At 73.4% G+C, this 18,154-nt stretch carries 18 protein-coding genes and 1 pseudogene; 10 read left to right on the top strand and 9 right to left on the bottom strand.

Features of this window, described 5'->3' with window-relative positions; translation table 11 throughout:
* Nucleotides 1–2: 2 nt before the first annotated feature.
* The 4 genes and pseudogenes from V6U79_RS20865 to ligD all read right to left on the bottom strand — a co-directional run bounded on the left by V6U79_RS20865 (nt 3) and on the right by ligD (nt 6,069).
* Nucleotides 3–1,112, bottom strand: a complete 1,110-nt coding sequence (locus tag V6U79_RS20865; RefSeq protein ID WP_334526900.1) for an NAD(P)-dependent alcohol dehydrogenase — start codon at nt 1,110–1,112, stop codon at nt 3–5.
* 112 nt (nt 1,113–1,224) lie between these two features.
* Nucleotides 1,225–1,355: pseudogene (locus V6U79_RS20860) on the bottom strand (GMC oxidoreductase); the annotation flags it as partial.
* A gap of 553 nt (nt 1,356–1,908) precedes the next feature.
* A complete protein-coding gene (locus V6U79_RS20855) occupies nt 1,909–4,704 on the bottom strand; it encodes a helix-turn-helix transcriptional regulator (RefSeq protein ID WP_334526903.1) in 2,796 nt (931 codons plus the stop codon).
* A 324-nt stretch (nt 4,705–5,028) separates the two neighbouring features.
* Complete coding sequence (gene ligD, locus V6U79_RS20850; protein ID WP_334526906.1) at nt 5,029–6,069, bottom strand: non-homologous end-joining DNA ligase; 1,041 nt, start codon at nt 6,067–6,069, stop codon at nt 5,029–5,031.
* 47 nt (nt 6,070–6,116) lie between these two features.
* On the opposite strand from ligD, the gene msrB reads away from it, so the two are divergent.
* On the top strand, nt 6,117–6,527 hold the full coding sequence (gene msrB, locus V6U79_RS20845; RefSeq protein ID WP_334526909.1) for a peptide-methionine (R)-S-oxide reductase MsrB: 411 nt from the start codon (nt 6,117–6,119) through the stop codon (nt 6,525–6,527).
* Nucleotides 6,528–6,563: 36 nt separating this feature from the next.
* On the top strand, nt 6,564–6,935 hold the full coding sequence (locus tag V6U79_RS20840; RefSeq protein WP_334526912.1) for a hypothetical protein: 372 nt from the start codon (nt 6,564–6,566) through the stop codon (nt 6,933–6,935).
* A gap of 4 nt (nt 6,936–6,939) precedes the next feature.
* Here the strand turns inward: V6U79_RS20840 and V6U79_RS20835 are convergent, their stop codons facing one another.
* Nucleotides 6,940–7,215 (bottom strand): early set domain-containing protein, encoded by a 276-nt coding sequence (locus tag V6U79_RS20835; protein WP_334526915.1) that lies wholly within the window; start codon nt 7,213–7,215, stop codon nt 6,940–6,942.
* A gap of 166 nt (nt 7,216–7,381) precedes the next feature.
* On the opposite strand from V6U79_RS20835, the gene V6U79_RS20830 reads away from it, so the two are divergent.
* The 6 genes from V6U79_RS20830 to V6U79_RS20805 all read left to right on the top strand — a co-directional run bounded on the left by V6U79_RS20830 (nt 7,382) and on the right by V6U79_RS20805 (nt 11,556).
* On the top strand, nt 7,382–7,900 hold the full coding sequence (locus V6U79_RS20830; protein ID WP_334526918.1) for a pyridoxamine 5'-phosphate oxidase family protein: 519 nt from the start codon (nt 7,382–7,384) through the stop codon (nt 7,898–7,900).
* Nucleotides 7,901–8,042: 142 nt separating this feature from the next.
* Complete coding sequence (locus V6U79_RS20825; RefSeq protein ID WP_334526921.1) at nt 8,043–8,300, top strand: metallothionein; 258 nt, start codon at nt 8,043–8,045, stop codon at nt 8,298–8,300.
* A gap of 71 nt (nt 8,301–8,371) precedes the next feature.
* Nucleotides 8,372–8,953 (top strand): redoxin domain-containing protein, encoded by a 582-nt coding sequence (locus tag V6U79_RS20820; protein ID WP_334526924.1) that lies wholly within the window; start codon nt 8,372–8,374, stop codon nt 8,951–8,953.
* A 1-nt stretch (nt 8,954) separates the two neighbouring features.
* Nucleotides 8,955–9,851, top strand: a complete 897-nt coding sequence (locus tag V6U79_RS20815) for a cytochrome c biogenesis CcdA family protein (RefSeq protein WP_334526927.1) — start codon at nt 8,955–8,957, stop codon at nt 9,849–9,851.
* A gap of 9 nt (nt 9,852–9,860) precedes the next feature.
* Nucleotides 9,861–10,343 (top strand): GNAT family N-acetyltransferase, encoded by a 483-nt coding sequence (locus tag V6U79_RS20810; protein ID WP_334526929.1) that lies wholly within the window; start codon nt 9,861–9,863, stop codon nt 10,341–10,343.
* Nucleotides 10,344–10,470: 127 nt separating this feature from the next.
* Nucleotides 10,471–11,556: a lytic polysaccharide monooxygenase auxiliary activity family 9 protein gene (locus tag V6U79_RS20805; protein ID WP_334526930.1), complete on the top strand. Its 1,086-nt coding sequence runs from the start codon at nt 10,471–10,473 to the stop codon at nt 11,554–11,556.
* 78 nt (nt 11,557–11,634) lie between these two features.
* Here V6U79_RS20805 and V6U79_RS20800 read toward each other — a convergent pair whose 3' ends face one another.
* The 4 genes from V6U79_RS20800 to hemE all read right to left on the bottom strand — a co-directional run bounded on the left by V6U79_RS20800 (nt 11,635) and on the right by hemE (nt 15,780).
* A complete protein-coding gene (locus tag V6U79_RS20800) occupies nt 11,635–12,429 on the bottom strand; it encodes a hypothetical protein (RefSeq protein WP_334526932.1) in 795 nt (264 codons plus the stop codon).
* Nucleotides 12,430–12,567: 138 nt separating this feature from the next.
* Nucleotides 12,568–13,269 carry a hydrogen peroxide-dependent heme synthase gene (gene hemQ, locus V6U79_RS20795; RefSeq protein WP_334526935.1) on the bottom strand — a complete coding sequence of 234 codons (702 nt, stop codon included), beginning with the start codon at nt 13,267–13,269 and terminating at the stop codon, nt 12,568–12,570.
* Nucleotides 13,266–14,675 carry a protoporphyrinogen oxidase gene (hemG, locus tag V6U79_RS20790; RefSeq protein WP_334526938.1) on the bottom strand — a complete coding sequence of 470 codons (1,410 nt, stop codon included), beginning with the start codon at nt 14,673–14,675 and terminating at the stop codon, nt 13,266–13,268. Before hemG ends, hemQ begins: the two co-directional genes overlap by 4 nt.
* A 7-nt stretch (nt 14,676–14,682) precedes the next feature.
* On the bottom strand, nt 14,683–15,780 hold the full coding sequence (gene hemE, locus V6U79_RS20785) for a uroporphyrinogen decarboxylase (RefSeq protein WP_334526941.1): 1,098 nt from the start codon (nt 15,778–15,780) through the stop codon (nt 14,683–14,685).
* 188 nt (nt 15,781–15,968) lie between these two features.
* Between hemE and V6U79_RS20780 the strand changes: the two genes are divergently transcribed.
* Both V6U79_RS20780 and V6U79_RS20775 read left to right on the top strand, forming a co-directional pair.
* A complete protein-coding gene (locus V6U79_RS20780; protein ID WP_334526942.1) occupies nt 15,969–16,541 on the top strand; it encodes a DUF3000 domain-containing protein in 573 nt (190 codons plus the stop codon).
* A gap of 148 nt (nt 16,542–16,689) precedes the next feature.
* Nucleotides 16,690–17,997 (top strand): ribonuclease D, encoded by a 1,308-nt coding sequence (locus V6U79_RS20775; RefSeq protein WP_334526944.1) that lies wholly within the window; start codon nt 16,690–16,692, stop codon nt 17,995–17,997.
* Nucleotides 17,998–18,154: the final 157 nt, after the last annotated feature.

Here is an 18,154-nt window from a genome sequence, read left to right as displayed (position 1 = left end):
GGTCAGACCGCGTGGGTCAGGACGGCCTTGGCGGTGCCGCCTGTCTTCACATCGGCGACGGCGGTGTTGATGTCGGTCAGCGGGTAGGTGCTGATCATGCGGTCGAATGGGAAGCGGCCCTGGCGGTGCAGGCCGAGCAGGCGGGGGATGAGGACACCGGGGGCCTGGTGTCCCATGACCGAGCCGGCGATGGTGCGGCCCTTGAGCAGTTCGAAGACGTTGGCGTGCAAGGTGGCGTCCAGGGCGGCGACACCGAGGATGGCGGCGGAGCCCAGGGGGGCGAGGGCGGCGATGGCGGTGTTCATCACCGCGACGACGCCCGTCGACTCGACGCTGTAGTCGACCCCGCGGCCGCCGGTCAGGTCGGTGATGGCCTCGGTGGTGTCGGCGGTTACTGCGTCCACCAGGTCGGTGGCACCCAACTCCTTGGCCAGGGCGAGGCGTTCGGGCTTGGTGTCCACGGCGATGACACGCGTGGCGCCGCAGGCGACGGCCGCCATCAGCGCGGAGAGTCCGACCGATCCCACGCCGAAGACGGCGACCGTGCTGCCTGCCTGGACCCGGAGGGAGTTGAAGACCGCTCCGGCGCCGGTGACGATGCCGCAGCCGAGAGGGGCCAGTGTCGCCAGCGGCACCTCGTCGTCCACCTTGATCAGGCCGCGCGGGTGGGCGAGGCCGTGGCTGGCGAAGGAGGACTGGCCGAAGAAGTGATCATGGACCGGCCCGGCACTGTCCCTGAGTCCGACCGAGCCGTCCGCGCGGCGGGACTCGAAGTTCAGCGGGACGTGTCGCTCACAGTAGGCAGGCTGCCCGGACAGGCAGTTGCGGCAGGTGCCGTCGGAGTCGAGGCTGAGTACGACCCGGTCGCCGGGCCGGAAGCCGGTGACCCCGGAGCCGACGGCCTCCACGACACCGGCACCCTCATGGCCGAGAACGACCGGGTGCGGGGTGGGCAGACGACCCGCGGCGGCTTCCAGGTCGGTGTGGCACAGGCCGGCCGCGGTGTAGCGGACGAGGACCTCATCCGGACGCGGGTCCTCCAGCTCCAGCCGCTCGATCGAGAAGCCGTCCTGTCCGGTGCGGGCCACTGCTGCGGTCACGGTCGTGGGCATGGTCTTCTCGCCTTCTGCTCAATGGGTTCGCGGTTGTGAAGGTGCCGGTCCCGTACGGGGCTGGCTGCCTGGACGGCACCGGATCCTGCCGGAGCTGTGCCCGGTCATCGGCGCTGCGGCCGAGAATCAGGTCCGCAGCCTTCTCGCCGATCATGATGCTGGGGGCATTGGTGTTGCCGCTGGTCTCGTGCGGCATGACCGAAGCGTCGGCGACACGCAGCCCCGCATCCCGTGCACCCGCAACTCGGGGTGATCAAAGACTTTGCTCCTGCTGCTCATTGTCGCCCACCTCCTTGTACCGATGTGGCGAGTTTGCCTGGGGAAGCGGCCGTGCGGATCAGTCACGATGACTGGTGTACGGGGCAAGGCCAGGAAGTTGGGTGCTGAATCTCGGTGTCAAGGGGTGTGTCAGCACAGCGTGTAGGTGGCCGGAGCGGTCTTTCGATCGGTCACTGCATGGCTTATTGCGACATTTGGGCACAAAAGCTGTTGAGGTTAGCGTGCGATGTCGCGGGCTTCCAGATTCCCTGGGGATCGCGGCCAGGAGAGCGAGGATGGCCGGCCGGCGACGTCATGGTGATCACGGTTTCCGTGATGGTTGTGCTGGTCAGTGGCCAGGTGTCGGCTTTAGGGTGTGGTAGGGCGAGATCGGTGATTTGACCTTGCAGGCGGATTATCTGGGTCTACCGGCGGGCAGCAGTGCGGCCAGGACGGCGGTGCCGGTCGTGGCGCGCGGGCCGTCTGCAATGCGATGGTGAAGGCGTCGTGGCCTTGGGGCACGAGGCGTGACGCCCTGCTACTCCGAGCGCAGTTCGGGGACCTCGCGCAGCTGGGAACGGGACGTGACACCCAGTTTGGGAAACACGTGATACAGGTGATAGCCGACAGTGCGGGGGCTGATGAACAGCCGGTCGGCGATCTGCTTGTTCGTCAGCCCGCTCGCCGCGAGGCGGCTGATCTGCAACTCCTGTGGCGTCAGATCTTCCAGGATGTCCGGCGTACTGCTGGCCACCTGGTCGCCGGCGGCCTGGATCTCCCGCCGCGCCCGCTCCCGCCACGGTGTCGCCCCCAGCCGGTCGAAGGTCTCATATGCCGCCCGCAGTTCCGGCAACGCCTGCCCGCGCTGCTTGCGGCGCCGCAGGAGCTCACCGTGCAGCAGCCGCGTATGGGCCAGGTCGAACGGACGCCCGGCCGCTGTCGCCGCGTCGATCGCGGCGGTGAAATGCCCGGCAGCCGTCTCGTCCGCCGCAGGAGTCTGCCTTTCGGCGGTGGCTAGCAGCCCCAGCATGCGATGGCCGGCCGACCGCGCCCAGGCGATGTCCGACTCCAGCCCACCCTGGGCTGCCTCCTCGAGACTGCCCCGTATCTCCGTCAGACGTCCGCAGCGTACGGCTGCCTCGGTCAGGTCGGCCATGGCGAGTGCGGCGAACGAGGGGTGGCTGCTCGGGCCCCCGGGAGCCACCACCGGCAGCAGGACATCCATCGCCGCGTCTGGCCGGCCCATCCCCAGCTCCAGCAGCGCCAGGTGCCAACGGGCGCCCGCAGCGATGACGTTGATGCCGTGCTCGGACGCGAACCGCAAGGTGCGATCGGCTCGCTCCCGGCAGTCCCGCTCCCGGCCCTGCATGGCGGCCACCCAGGCCAGTGCGTTGTCCGAGACTGCCGTCGTCGCGGGCTGCCCGGACTGCTCCGCCAGCCATCCCCCCTCGGCGGCGTTCGAGACGGCGGTGGTCCAGCGTCCGGCGGCCACTTCCAGCGTGCTCATCTGGGACAGGACCACCGCCAGCTGGCCCACCGCGCCGCCACTGCGCAAACGCTGCTCCTGTGTCACGTACGCGCGGTGGACGATGTCCTCCGTCCCGCAGGCCAGGGCGAGCAGGGCGGCGATCGCGACCCAGTCCCGGTCACTGTCGGCGAGGGTCGGCGCCAGCTCGGTGAAGAGCCCGCGCAGGTCAGCCGACCGCTCCCCTTCTCCCAGATCCCCCGGACCGGGGTTGCTCCCACAGTCGGGGAAGGACCGTGCCGCACTCACCTGGACGAGATGGCCGAGCGGCCGGGCCAGCGAGGGCTCGGCGGACAGCAGCGCCGCGCCCTGGACCCCCGTCTCCGCGACCAGCGAGGGCAGGTTCGCCGCCCAGGCCGCGCGCACCGCCATCGCGAGCAGTTTGGCCGCGCGTGCGGCGTCCGTGGGCGCGAGTTCCCGGGCCGCGCGCACCAGCAGCAAGTGGGCTGCCTCCCCGGTGCAGGAGAAGTACTCGGTGATGCCGCGCAGCGCCAGCAGCCGTCCCCGCGTCGGCGCGTCGGCGTGCCGTTCGTCCACTCGGCCGGCCAGGGCCTGCGCCTGCTCTCTCTCCCCGGACTGCCAGGCAGCCTCGGCGGCGCGTACGGTACGCGCCATCCGCACTGCGTCGCTCTCGCTCAGCTCGGCGGCCCGCACCAAGGCCCGTTCCGCCGTACCGGTCGCCCCCCGGCGCAGGCACACTTCCGCCTGCCGCTCCAGCAGCACGGCGATGCCCTCGTCCGGCCCCTCGGCTGCGGCGGCCAGGTGCCAGGCCCGGCGCTCCGGATCGCCGGCCTCGGCGAGCGCGCGGTGCGCTGCCATCCGGGCGGCGGGTCCAGCATCCTCGTACACCGCCTGGCGGATCAGCGGATGCCGGAACCGCACGCGCCCCCGGTCCATCCACACCGCTCCCGAACCCTGCAAGGCGTCGAACGCCTCGGCGCCGATCCCCAGCGACTTGGCCGCCCGCAGCAGGAGGTCCATATCCTCCCCGCCCTCGGCGGCCGCGAGCAGCAGTACCCGCCGGGCATCCGGACCGAGCCGCTGAACATCGCTGAGCAGCACCGCGCGCAGCCGCGGGCCCACCACCGGGTCTGGGGGCAGCTCCCTTGTCCCGCTCAGCTGGGCCGCGTCGAGCGTGGAGGCGAGTTCGAACAGGACGAGAGGGATGCCCGCGGCGGCCGTCAGCAGCCACTCGCTCACCGGAGGAACGATCTCCGGGTGCCGCTCGGCCAGCACGGCTGCCGCCTCCGTGTCGGACAGCGGCCCCAGTTCGATCACCGGCGGCCCGGCCCGGCCCACATCCCACTCGGGGGTACGTCGTGCGGCCAGCACCATGCACACCGACTCCAGGGCCAGGCGCCGGGCCGCGAACAGCAGCGCGTTACGCGAATCCGGATCCAGCCAGTGCATGTCATCCACCAGGACCACCACCGGCCGCTCCTCGGCCACGGCGACCAGGAGTCCCAGCACCGCCACCGACACCAGGAACCGCTCCGCGGGCCGGTCGCTCAGCCCCAGCGCGCTGTCCAGCGCGGCCCGCTGCGGCCCGGCCAGCTGCTCGATCCCATCCTGGCAGGGCCGCAACAGCTCGTGCAGGCCCGCGAAGGGCATGTCCCTCTCCGACTCCACGCCCCGGCACCGCAGTACGCGCATGCCGCGCTGCCGAGCCCGCGCCTCGACATCGGCCAGCAGCGACGTCTTCCCCATCCCCGGTTCACCGACGACAACCGCCGCGCCACCGCTTCCCCTTACAGTCCGCTCGAGCATGCCGTCGAGCAGATCGGCTTCGGTTCGCCGTACCCGCGCCATAGTGCTGTCGACCCTATCGCCGGAAGATCCGCAGCCCGGACGGGGTGCTCGCGCCACTGTTCATGGTTCGGCTCTATTTCCGAATCTCTTACGGACCACACCCATTGAGCCTTGGGAGGTGAGTATGAACACCGCCTACCGCCGATCAAGGCGGTGCGAGCACGACCGGTGACGAAAGTGGCGGTTCGTCCGGATAGCAGCACCGCATCCGGGGGCCAACCGCCACCCCGTACGGGTCCCCCGCGGGCCGGTCACCCCCAGGACGGTGTCCGTGACGCGATCCCTGACCGCATACGACCACCGACCCCTTGGAACCAGATCGGATTAGGCGGGATCCTCGCCGACGGCGCGCTTCGCCCGGGAGGGTTGGACCCGCTTCGGTTCGCCGGGCATCTTCGGGTGGTCCGGCGGGTAGGGCAGGTCGCCCTGGCCGGCGGCGGCGTCCCGGTCGGCCCACTCCAGCAGCGGCGTGATGTCGTACGCGGTGTCGTCGATGCCGGCGTGCGGGTCGCCCCGCTCGGCCAGCCGCGCCGGGACGCTGCGCAGGTCGAAGTCGTCCGGGTCGACGTCGGGCAGTTCGTCCCAGTCGACCGGGGTGGAGACGGTGCCGCGGGCGTTGGCGCGCAGCGAGTACGCGCAGGCGATGGTGCGGTCCCGGGCCATCTGGTTGTAGTCGACGAAGACGCGCCGGCCGCGCTCCTCCTTCCACCAGGCGGTGGTGACCAGCTCGGGCCGGCGCCGTTCCAGCTCGCGAGCCAGCGCGATGGTGGCCCGGCGCACCTCGGTGAACGTCCAGCGGGGTTGGATGCGCAGGTAGACGTGGACGCCCCGGCCGCCGGAGGTCTTCGGCCAGCCGGTGACGCCCAGCTCGGCCAGGAGCCCGCGCAGCTCCCCGGCGGCGGTCGCCGCGTCGGCGAAGTCGGTGCCGGGCTGCGGGTCGAGGTCGATCCGCAGCTCGTCGGGGCGGTCGACGTCGGCGGCGCGCACCGGCCAGGGGTGGAACACGATGGTGCCCATCTGGGCGGCCCAGGCGACGTGGGCGAGGTCGGCGGGGCAGAGCTCGTCGGCGCTGCGCCCGCTGGGGAAGGTGATCGTCGCCGTGCCCACCCACGGTGGGACACCCCGAGTGGGCACCCGCTTCTGGAAGAACATCTCCCCCTCGACGCCCTCCGGGAAGCGCTGGAGGGTGGTGGGCCGGTCCCGCAGCGCCCGCATGATGCCCTCGCCGACGGAGAGGTAGTAGTGGAAGACGTCGGCCTTGGTGAAGCCGCGCTGCGGGAAGATCACCCGGTCCGGGCTGGTCAGCCGGACGGGGTGCCCGGCCACCTCGATCTCGGTCACCGTCGCCTTCGCGCTGCCACCCATTCCGCGACCCTATGCGACGCCTCCGACGTCCGACGTACCGTTGACGGGTGAGTCTTGACAAGAACGAACTGCCCCGCACCGAGGAAGAGTGGCGGGTCCGGCTGACCCCCGAGGAGTTCCGGGTGCTGCGCGAGGCCGGCACCGAGCGCGCCTGGACCGGCGAGTACGTCGACACGAAGACGCCGGGCGTCTACCACTGCCGGGCCTGCGGCCTGGAACTCTTCTCCAGCGACACCAAGTTCGACTCGAACTGCGGCTGGCCGAGCTTTGACGACGCCATCCCGGGCCGGGTCAAGGAGATCCCGGACAACACCCTCGGCATGAGGCGTACGGAGATCCGCTGCGCCCGGTGCGACAGCCACCTGGGGCACGTCTTCCACGGTGAGGGCTTCACCCCGAAGGACACCCGGCACTGCGTCAACTCGGTGTCGATCCGGCTGGAGCCGAAGCAGGGCTGAGCCGCGGGGTTGCGCGGGCCGGGTAGTCGTGGAGGGGTGCTGCGGCTCGACGTGCGGCGACTCGCCGCGATCGACATGTACGGCTCGGTGGGCAGCCGGGTGCGCCGCTGGGTGATCCTGGCCGAGTTCGTCCTCGGCGTGGCCGGCTGCCTCGCGGTCGGCGGCTGGGTGGCGAGCGGTGGGCAGCCGACGCATGTCCTGCTCGGCGGCTGGTTGGCGCTGGTCGGGCTGAACTACGTCCCGCTCACCCTGCACACCGTCTCGCTGCTCCGGCCCGGTGCCCTGGACCGGGAACTCGCCGGCGTCGACATCGCCGCGACGCTGCGGCACTACACCCTCCAACAGCTCTGGATCTTCGTGCCGCTGCTGCTGGTGGTGCTCGCCGCGCGCCAGGTGTCCCGGCGGTGACCGGTCAGAGCAGCAGCAGGCTGCCCCGGTCGTCCACCCGGTCGGCGGAGTCGTCGTCGAGCCAGACGCCGCCGCTGGCCAGGTAGCGGAACCGGTACTCCCCCGGGCCGAGCTTGACGGTGACCGTGCGGGTGCCGTCGCGGCGGGGGACCAGTTCGTGCCGGCCGGGCTCCCAGCCGTTGAAGCAGCCGACGACGCTGACGGTGCCGGGCGGGGCGTCCCGGGGCAGGCAGAAGGTCACCCGGGTCTGGTTGCCGAAGAGCTTGCTGCGCTTGATCACGTCTCTCCTCCGGGGTCACGGCTCTCATCAGGTGCAACGCGCGACACGCCAGGGGCGAAACGCCGCCTGACCGGAGGAATCACGCATGTCGCCCCGATTCGTGTCGCGGCCTGCCGGGCAACAGATATGACACAAGGTGTCAGGTTTCTGGCGGAGCATGGTGTGCATGCGCGAAACGCCAGAAGAACTCACCGAACTCCAGGACCTGCTCGACTCCTCCCTCTCCCGCTCCACGTCGCACCTCCGCTCGATCATCGCCGAGCGCACCCTGACCGCGGGGCAGCTCACCCAGGTCCTCACCGGCATGTGCACCCTCGCCCTGTCCACCGTGACGGCGAAGGGCGAGCCGCGGATCAGCGGCGTGGACGGGCATTTCCTGCACGGCAGGTGGCACTTCGGCACGGCGCACAGCGCCGCCAAGGCCCGCCATCTCGCCGCTCGCCCCGCCGCCAGCGTCGCGCACCTGCGCGGCGAGGACCTGGGCGTGTTCACGCACGGCAGGGTGGAGATCCTCAACCCCCAGGACGGCGAGCCTGCCGCGGACTGGCCGGACCTGCTGGCCTACCTCAAGGACTTCTACGGCAGCGACGCCTTCGACTGGGACAGGGAGGTGGTCTACTACCGGCTGCACCCGCACTGGATGAGCGTCTACGCCCCCGACGTCGGCAAGCTCACCGCCACGTGATCCCAGGCTCGTGAACCAGCCTCCATCCGCCACGCCGGGCGAACCACCGCCCGACCGGATCGACTCGGGGCATTTCGCCCCCGGACGGCCCCGCAATGCCGCACCCTGGTGTCACCTGTCCTGATACCGGGGGTTTTGGATCGTGGCTACCTGTGAGGTCTGCGGCAACGACTACTGGATGGCGTTCGAGGTGCGCACCGTCAGCGGTGACACGCACACCTTCGACAGCTTCGAGTGCGCGGCGCACAAGCTCGCGCCGATCTGCGAGCACTGCCAGGTCAAGATCATCGGCCACGGGGTCGAGGTCGGCGGGCGGTTCTTCTGCTGCGCGCACTGCGCCCGCACGGTGGAGGCCCAGGGCGCGGAGATCCGCGACGCGGTCGGCGCCCGACCGGCCTGACCGGAGCGGCGCTCCGGGGCGTAATCGAGCGGTAAGGGTCGGCGGGCCGGCCACGCGGCTAGCATCCGGACATGTCCACCGCCATCCGCCGTTTCCTCCCGTCCGCGCTGATCGCGGCCGTGCTGACCCTGACCGCCTGCGGCGGCTCCACCGCGCAGCCGCCCGCGCCGGAGGCCGCACCGACCACGGGGGCCACGGCCGCCCCGGGCGGCACCGGGCCCGACGCCACCGGCGGGGCCCGCCCGGCCACGCCCCCGACCCTGGACTTCACCGCGCGCACCCTCGACGACCAGCCGTTCGCCGGCAGCAGCCTGGCCGGCAAGCCGGCGGTGCTGTGGTTCTGGGCCGCGTGGTGCACCCGCTGCCGGGGCGTCGCCGACGAGGTCGCGGCCGTCGCACGGGACAACGCGGCGCGGGTCAACCTGGTCGGCGTGGCGGGGCTGGGCAGCGGCGCGGACGCGATGCGCCGCTTCGCCCGGGACACCGGCATCGAGGGCTTCCCGAACCTCGCCGACGACGACGGCGCGGTGTGGCGGCGGTTCGGCGTCACCAGCCAGGAGCAGTACGTCCTGCTCGACTCGGCCGGGAAGGTCGTCCACTCCGGTCCGCTGTCGCAGGACGAGTTGCGCCGCCGGGTCGCGAAGCTGACCTGAGATGCCCGACGCCTCCTACGGGCTGGCCCTCGGCGCGGGCCTGCTCGCCGCGGTGAACCCGTGCGGCTTCGCGCTGCTGCCCGCGTACCTCTCGGTGCTGGTGCTCGGCGACGGCCCGGCGGCGGACCGCGGGCCGCTGCGGCCGGTCGGCCGGGCACTGGCGCTCACCGCCGCCATGACGGTCGGGTTCGTCGCGGTGTTCGGCCTCTTCGGGCTGCTCGCGGGGCCGGCCGCCGACGCCGTGGCGAGCCGGCTGCCCTGGGTGTCGGTGCTGATCGGCCTGGCGTTGGTGGCCGCCGGCGGGTGGCTGGTCGCCGGCCGGGAACTGCCGACCGTCACCCCGAGGATGGCCACCGGGCCGGCGGTCCGGCTGCGCTTCACCTCGATGGCACTGTTCGGCGCGGCGTACGCGGTCGCCTCGCTCGGCTGCACGATCGGCCCGTTCCTGGCGGTGGTGGCCGCCGGCTTCCGCGCCGGCAGCCCGCTGGCCGGCATCGGCCTGTTCGTGACCTACGCGGTCGGGATGGGGCTCATGGTCGGGGCGGCCGCCCTGGCCGTCGCCCTGGCCCGGGAGTCGCTGGTGCGCCGCACCCGGCGGGCGGCCCCGCTGCTCGGCCGGGTCGCCGGGCTGTTGCTGCTGCTCACCGGTGGCTACGTCGCCTGGTACGGCTGGTACGAGATCCGGGTCTTCTCCGGCCGGTCCGCGCAGGACCCGGTGATCGACGCCGCCGGCCGGGTGCAGTCGGCCGTCAGCGGCTGGCTGGACGGGCTGGGCCCGTGGGTCGTGGCCGCCGTCGCCGTCGCGCTGCTCGCGCTGGCCGCCGGCAGCACGCTGGTACGCCGCCGGCGCACCGCCGCCGACCCGGCCCCGACGCCCGAGCGGGTGGACGGGGCCTAACATCGCAGGGTGCCGCAGACCGCCACCCTCCACGTCGCCACCTTCGCCGAGCTGGACGCGCGCACCCTGCACGACCTGCTCCGGCTCCGGATCGACGTGTTCGTGGTGGAGCAGGCGTGCCCGTACCCCGAACTGGACGGCCGGGACGTCGAGCCGGGCACCCGGCACCTGTGGCTGGAGCGCGACGGCGTGGTGCTGGCGTACCTGCGGATCCTGGCCGACCCCGACGGCGTGGCCCGGATCGGTCGGGTGGTGGTCGCCCCGGCGGCGCGCGGCGGCGGCCACGCCGGCCGGCTGATGACCGAGGCCCTGCGTCTGGTGGGCGACCGGCCCTGCCTGCTGGAGGCGCAGTCCTACCTGGTCGACTTCTACGCCCGGCACGGCTTCGCGGTGACCGGCCCGGAGTACGTCGAGGACGGCATACCGCACGTGCCCATGCGCCGGGACGGCGCGGGCGTCCCCGAGCCCCCGACGGACCACCGGAGACATTGACGGACACCGCTTTCCTGTGCGAGCCTGCGAGGCAGAGCCGTCGCGGGAGCCACGTGGCGGGGCTCGGGAGGGGGCAACTCCCGGCCGTCCGGGCGTCGTCGACCGACCCCGAAACCCCGGAGGCTCCATGTCCACTCTCCTGCGCAGACGACCCCTGCCGATCCTGACAGCGCTGCTCGCCGTCGGCGCGATCGTCGCGCTGCTGCTCACCACCGCCCTGGCCCGCTCCGCGTCCGCGCACGGCTCGGTCGTGGATCCGGCGTCGCGCAACTACGGCTGCCTGCAACGCTGGGGCAGCGACTTCCAGAACCCGAGGATGGCCACCGAGGACCCGATGTGCTGGCAGGCCTGGCAGGCCGACCCGAACGCCATGTGGAACTGGAACGGCCTGTTCCGTGAGGGCGTCGCCGGCAACCACCAGGCCGCGATCCCCGACGGCCAACTGTGCAGCGCCGGGCACACGGTCGGCGGGCGCTACGACGCGCTCGACGCGGTCGGCGCGTGGAAGACCGTACCGGCCGCCACCAATTTCAAGATCAAGCTGTACGACCAGGCCAGCCACGGCGCCGACTACATCCGGGTGTACGTGACGAAGCAGGGCTTCAACGCCCTGAGCAAGCCGCTGGCCTGGAGCGACCTGGAACTGGCCGGGCAGGTCGGCAACACCCCGGCATCCCAGTGGACGCCCGAGACCCAGGGGGTGTCGATCCAGGTGCCGGCGAACGCGCCGGGACGCACCGGCCGGCACATCGTCTACACCATCTGGCAGGCCAGCCACCTCGACCAGTCGTACTACCTGTGCAGCGACGTCGACTTCGGTGGCGGCGGGCCGACCACCCCGCCCACCACCCCGCCGCCGACCACGCCCCCGCCGACCACGCCGCCGCCCACCACCCCGCCGCCGCCGGCCGGCGGTTGCACGGCCACCTACCGGGTCACCGGGCAGTGGCAGGGCGGCTTCCAGGGTGAGGTCGAGGTGACCGCCGGCGCCGCGGCGGTCAAGGGTTGGACGGTGACCTGGACCTTCGGCAACGGCCAGCAGGTCACCTCGTCGTGGAACGCCACGCTCGGCAGCAGCGGGTCCACGGTGACCGCCCGCAACGTCAGTTGGAACGGGGCGCTGACCGCCGGGGCGAAGACCACCTTTGGCTTCCTCGGCTCGTGGAGCGGCGCCAACACCGCGCCGACCCCGACCTGCGCCGCGACCGTCTGACCACCGTGGGCCGTACCCGGGGTCCGGGTACGGCCCACGGGCCACCAGCGGCGCGACCCGGGACGGCGGCGGGCGGGTTCAGGTCACCGACGTCAGCCGTCCGCCGCGCTCGGCCGCCTCCGGCCAGGCGAAGCGGGTGCGGTGCTCGCGCGGAAAGCGGATGAACCGGGGATCGAGCAGGTCGACCAGTTCGACGAGGCGGTGCTGGAGTTCGGTCAGCCTCGGCTGTGCGGGACCCGGAGCCGCCGCGACCCGGTCGACGTCGCTCAACAGCGGGGTGAACCACCGCCGGAACGAGTCGTCCTCGTCGAGCAGGGTGTCGAACTCGGCGTACCCGCGGCAGTGTCGCCGGCCGGTCTCGTCGTCCGTCTGGACCATGACCTCCCCGATGGCGCGTTGGGCCGTCCGGAAGATGCGGAACTCGGTCCCGACGTCGAGCTGCCCGAAGTGGATCCCGCTGAGGATGCCGCTGATCCGGGAGATCTGCCGCATCACGTCCCGGTTCAGCCGGTTCCTCCCCAGGTCCAGGAACTGGACGTCCCGGCGGAGGATCTCCACCCAGGCCAGGTACTCGGCGAACACGAAGGCCGTGCTCCGCCGGGCGTACTCCGCATCGTCGGCGGTGCCGTGCACGACGAAGGCGGTCAGGAACCCCCGGCTCTCGCCGGCCGCGTCGACACGCTGGCCGTGCAGGATGTTGAAGACCCGGCTCTGGAGATCGAAGGCCGCCATCGCCAGCTGCGCCCCGTATCGGTCCATGTAGCTCCGCCGGTCGAGCCGTCGCGCCCGCTGCTGGTACCAGTAACCGAGGAAGGCGGTGAGCACCGCACCGGCCACGGAGACGATGGCGGAGACGAGCCCCACGGCATCCACCCGGTCCTCCAACGCTGTCCGCGGTCGCGAAAGTGCTGCCACGAGCGATTGAAGTACACCGGCGCCACCGCGCGATCCCGTCGCCCCGGCGGCGGACGGGATGGCGGCAGGGGCCCCGGTGTCGACCGGGGCCCGCTGTCACAACAGGCAGTTGACGATCTCGGCGACCGAGCGGCGGCGGCCGGTGTAGAACGGGATCTCCTCCCGGACGTGCCGGCGGGCGCCGGAGGCGCGCAGGTCCCGCATCAGGTCGACGATCCGGTGCAGCTCGTCGGCCTCGAAGGCGAGCATCCACTCGTAGTCGCCGAGGGCGAACGAGGCGACCGTGTTGGCCCGCACGTCCGGGTAGCCGCGCGCCATCCTGCCGTGCTCGGCGAGCAGTTCCCGCCGCTCGGCGTCGGGCAGCAGGTACCACTCGTACGAGCGGACGAACGGGTAGACGCAGACGTAGGCGCGGGGCTCCTCGTCGGCGAGGAACGCCGGGATGTGGCTCTTGTTGAACTCCGCCGGCCGGTGCAGCGCCATCTGCGACCAGACCGGGGTGAGCGCCCGGCCCAGGGTGGTCCGCCGCAAGCGCAGGTACGCGTCCTGGAGGGCGTCGCTGGAGGAGGAGTGCCACCAGATCATCAGGTCGGCGTCGGCGCGCAGGCCGGCCACGTCGTACAGGCCGCGGACGGTGACGTCCTTGCCGGCCAGCTCCTCGAAGAGGGCCTCGACCTCGCCGGTCACGTTGTCCCGCAGGGACGGCAACGGGCTGCTGGCCCGGAAGACCGACCACATGGTGTAGCGGATGCTGGCGTTGAGCTCCTTGAGCCGGGCCGCGTTGGTCTGCTCGGTCATTGACCCGATCCTCCCAGTGCTTCGATGATCTCCCCGGCTGCCGTCTCGCCGGAGCGGACGCAGACCGGGATGCCGACGCCGTCGTATCCGGCGCCGGCCAGGACCAGCGTCGGATGGGTGGCGCGCAGCGCCGCCCGGGCGGCGGCGAGCCGGTCGAGGTGACCGGGGGCGTACTGCGGCAGGGCGCCGCCCCAGCGCTGCACGTGGTCGGCGACCGGCGCGGGCAGCGGCGCCCCGACCACCCCGGAGAGTTCCCGGTGCACGGCGGCCACCAGGTCGGCGTCGGCGAGCTGGAGCGAGGTCTCCTCGCCGTAGCGGCCGACGGAGGCGCGGACCAGCGCGAGCCCGTCCGGCCGGGCCAGGTGCCCCCACTTGGTGGTGAAGAAGGTCGACGCCTTGATCAGCAGTCCCTCGGTGGCCGGCACCAGGAAGCCGGAGAGCCGCGGCAGCGCGGGCTCGGGCAGCGCCAGGGTGACCAGCGCCACGCTGGCGTAGTCGAGGCCGCCGATCGTCGCGGCGACCGCCGGGGCGCAGTCGGTGAGCAGCCGGGCGGCGGGCCGGGCCGGCACGGCGAGCACCACCGCGTCCACCTCGACCCGTTCCGGGTCGCGGGTCGGGCCGACGGTCAACTGCCAGCCGTCGGCGGTCGGCTTCAGCTCGCGCACGGCGGCGTCCCGCCGGATCGTCGCGCCGCTGGCCTGCGCCGCCGCCTCGACCAGCCGGCTGAGCCCGCCGGCCAGGGTGCCGAAGACGGGCGCGCCGGGCGGGCGCGGCGCGGCGGCCTGCGCGGCGCGGACCGCCCCGACCAGGGTGTGCTCCACCCGGGCCGCGCGGGCCAGCGCCGGCATGGTGGTGGCCAGTGAGAGGTCGTCCGCCCGGCCGGCGTAGACCCCGCCGAGCATCGGGTCGACCAGCCGGTCCACCACCTGGTCGCCGACGCGGGACCGGACCAGCGCGCCGACGGAGACGTCGTCGTCCGCGCCGAGCAGCGGGCGGCCGGCGTCGCGGTCGGCGTCCGCCGCCGGCGTCGCGACCGCCGCCACCTTCTCCAGATCCCCGGGTACGCCCACCAGCGTGCCGCCCGGGATCGGGCGCAGCTCGCCGGCGACGGCGAGCGCGGCCTGCCCGACGGTGGGGTGCACGATCGCATCGGCCAGGCCGAGCCGGCGGATCAGGCCCACCGCGGCGGACTCGCCGCCGGCGGGGTCGCGCATCAGGAACGACTCGGCGCCGAACTCGACCGGCCGGCCGGCCAGCTCACCGGTGCGCAACTTGCCGCCGAGCGCGCCGGACTGCTCGTACACGGTGATCTCGGTGCCGGCGGGGGCGTTGTCGCGCAACCGGACCGCGGCGGCCAGGCCGGTGATCCCACCGCCGACCACCGCCACCCGCCACGGCCGCCGCACGACGTCCTCAGCCCTGCTCGGCCCGGCGCGCGGACACCTCGTGCACCAGCGCGACCACCCGGGTCAGCACGTCGGGGTCGGTCTCCGGCAGGACGCCGTGGCCGAGGTTGAACACGTGGCCGGGGGCGGCCCGGCCCTGCTCCACGATCCGCCGGACCTCCGTCTCCACCACCGACCAGGGGGCGAGCAGCACGGTCGGGTCGAGGTTGCCCTGCACCGCGCGGTCCCGGCCGATCCGCCGGGTGGCGACGTCCAGCGGGGTACGCCAGTCCACGCCGACCACGTCGGCGCCGGCCTCACCCATGGCGCCGAGCAGCTCGGCGGTGCCCACCCCGAAGTGGATCCGGGGCACGCCCGCGTCGGCCAGCCCGGCGAGCACGAACGCCGAGTGCGGCAGCACGTAGCGGCGGTAGTCGGCCTCCGACAGCGCGCCGGCCCAGGAGTCGAAGAGCTGCACTGCGGAGACCCCCGCGTCGACCTGCACCCGCAGGAAGGAGAGGGTCACCTCGGCGAGCCGGGCGCAGAGGGCGTGCCAGAGCTCCGGCTGGCCGTACATCAGGGCCTTGGTCTTGGCGTGGGTGCGGGACGGACCGCCCTCGACCAGGTAGCTGGCGAGGGTGAACGGCGCGCCGGCGAAGCCGATCAGCGGGGTCTCGCCCAGCTCGGCCACGAGCAGCCGGACCGCCTCGTCCACGTAGGAGACGTCGTCCCGGGTGATCGGCCGGATCCGCTCGACGTCGGAGGCGGTGCGCACCGGCTCGGCCACCACCGGGCCGGTGCCGGGGACGATGTCCAGGTCGACGCCGGCCGCGGCGACCGGCACCACGATGTCGCTGAACAGGATCGCGGCGTCGACGCCGTGCCGGCGGACCGGCTGGAGGGTGATCTCGGTCACCAGCTCCGGGCGGCGGCAGGAGTCCAGCATCGCCACGTTGGCCCGGATCTCGCGGTACTCCGGCAGCGACCGGCCGGCCTGGCGCATGAACCAGACCGGGGTGTGCGGCACCGGCTCGCGGCGGCAGGCCCGGACGAAGGGTGAGTCGGCCGGTCCCCCGCGGCGGGGTTCTCCGTCTCGGGCGGCACGGCCCGTGGTGTGGGTGGTCATCGCGGCAATCGTGCCACGCGGCCGGGTGACGTCGACGGGCAGCGCCGCCATTTGTGACCCTCGTCCGCAGGGCCGTCCGCCCCTGGCGCCATGGGCGGGACGGTGCCGCCCGTCGACGCGCCGTACCGAGGTCCGGCCCTCGGCGTGCCATCCCGGCGGGCGGCCGGACGGCGGCATAGGCTGCCCGCATGGCCCCCCCGATCGCGCCCCCGGAGACGTTCGCCCGCGCGGTCGCCGGACTGCGGTCGGTCACCTGCCGGCCCGAGATCGTCCTGGAGGAGGTCGGCGCCCCGCAGCGACTCGCCCCGTACGCCTTCGCGCTCTCCGCCGCCGTGCCGCGCGAGGAGGACGAGGTGGCCACCGGCCGGCTGATCCTGCTCCACGACCCGGCCGGCCACGAGGCCTGGCAGGGCACGCTGCGGCTGGTGACCTACGTGACGGCCGAGCTGGAGGTCGACCTGGCGGCCGACCCGCTGCTGCCCGGGGTCGGCTGGACCTGGCTGACCGACGCGCTGGAGGCGCACGAGGCCCCGTACCGGGCAGCCGGCGGCACGGTCACGCAGACCCTGTCGACCCGGTTCGGCGAGCTGGCCGGGCCGCCCGCCGCCGGGGACATCGAGATCCGGGCGTCCTGGACGCCGCTCGGCGAGGACCTGGGCCGCCACCTGCTCGCCTGGTGCGCGCTGCTCGCCTCGACGGCGGGGCTGCCCCCACCCGGGGTGACCGCCCTGCCCGGGCGCCGCCCGGCCGGCGCCGCCTGACCGCACCGGGACGGAGCTGCCCGGACGCGCCGACGGGGCCCGGATGTCCGGTCCGCGCGGCCACCCGCCGGGCACCCGCCGGCCACCCGACCGACACACCCCGGACCGGCTGCGCACACGGGATCGCGGCGCGCACTAGGGTTGTCAGGTGACCGACGAACCACCCCTGCGCCGTCGGGCCGCCGAAAGCCGTACGGGAGACGCCTCGCCCTCGGCCGCGCCGGAGCCGGAGGACGTGGGGACCGACCAGCCCAGCGGCGGGCCCGTCCCGCTGACCACGCCCCGCGACGGCACCCCCAAGCCGGTGGCCGCCCCGAGCGAACTCGACGAGGTCGTGGCCCGCTTCGCCGCGGGCACCGGCCCGGTCGCCCTGGACGCCGAACGCGCCTCGGGCTACCGCTACTCCCAGCGGGCCTACCTGGTGCAGCTGCGCCGGGAGGGCGCCGGAACGGCGCTGATCGACCCGCTGCCGCTGCCCGACCTGACCGCGCTGGACGAGGCGATCGGCGACGCCGAATGGGTGCTGCACGCCGCCAGCCAGGACCTTCCCTGCCTGGCCGAGGTGGGTCTGCGCCCGCGTCGGCTCTTCGACACCGAGCTGGCCGCCCGGCTCGCCGGTTTCGAGCGGGTCGGGCTGGCCGCCCTCACCGAGCAGCTGCTCGGCTACACGCTGGAGAAGCACCACTCCGCGGCGGACTGGTCGAGCCGGCCGCTGCCCGAGTCCTGGCTGACCTACGCCGCGCTGGACGTGGAGATGCTGGTCGACCTGCGGGACGCGCTGGACGAGGAGCTGACCCGGCAGGGCAAGTCGGCGTGGGCGGCGGAGGAGTTCGCCGCGCTGGTCCGCAACGGCGCCCGCCCGCCGCGGGTCCGCGCGGAGCCCTGGCGGCGGACCTCGGGCATCCACCGGGTACGCGGGGCACGGGCACAGGCCCGGGTCCGCTCCCTCTGGTACGCCCGGGACCAGATCGCCGCGCGGCGGGACGCCGCCCCGGGGCGGGTGCTGCCGGACTCGGCGATCGTGGCCGCCGCCGAGCTGGACCCGAAGGACGAGAAGACGCTGCTGACGCTGCCCGGGTTCGGTGGCCGTTCGGTGCGCCGGCTGGCCCGGACCTGGCTGGCGGCGCTGGACGACGCCCGGCAGTTGCCCGAGGACGCCCTGCCGGTGGCGCCGACGGTCGAGGGTCCGCCGCCGCCGCACCGCTGGGCGGAGCGCGACCCGGTGGCCGCCGGCCGGCTGACCCGCTGCCGTGAGGTGGTGGTCCGAATTGCCGGGGAGCACAATCTGCCGCCGGAGAACCTGATCACGCCGGACTCGATCCGCCGGCTGGCCTGGCAGCCGCCGGACGAGATCACCGACGCGACCGTCGGCGAGGTCCTGCGCGGCTTCGGCGCCCGGGAGTGGCAGCTCACCCTCCTGCTCCCCGCCCTCACCGAGGCCCTGTCCACCCCCTGACCCACCCCACCCCTTCGTTGATCATGAAGTTGTCGCCCCCGACACGCCACGTGCGGGGGCGACAACTTCATGACCAACGGCAGTCGGGCGGGGGTGGCAGGTGTGGGGTGGGCCACACGGGGGGTGCTGTCGGTGTTGGTTACTGGCGAGTAGCATC

Origin of the sequence: Micromonospora psammae (assembly GCF_036902725.1) — a bacterium.
Lineage (GTDB): Bacteria > Actinomycetota > Actinomycetes > Mycobacteriales > Micromonosporaceae > Micromonospora.
This window is presented reverse-complemented; position numbering and strand designations above follow the sequence as displayed.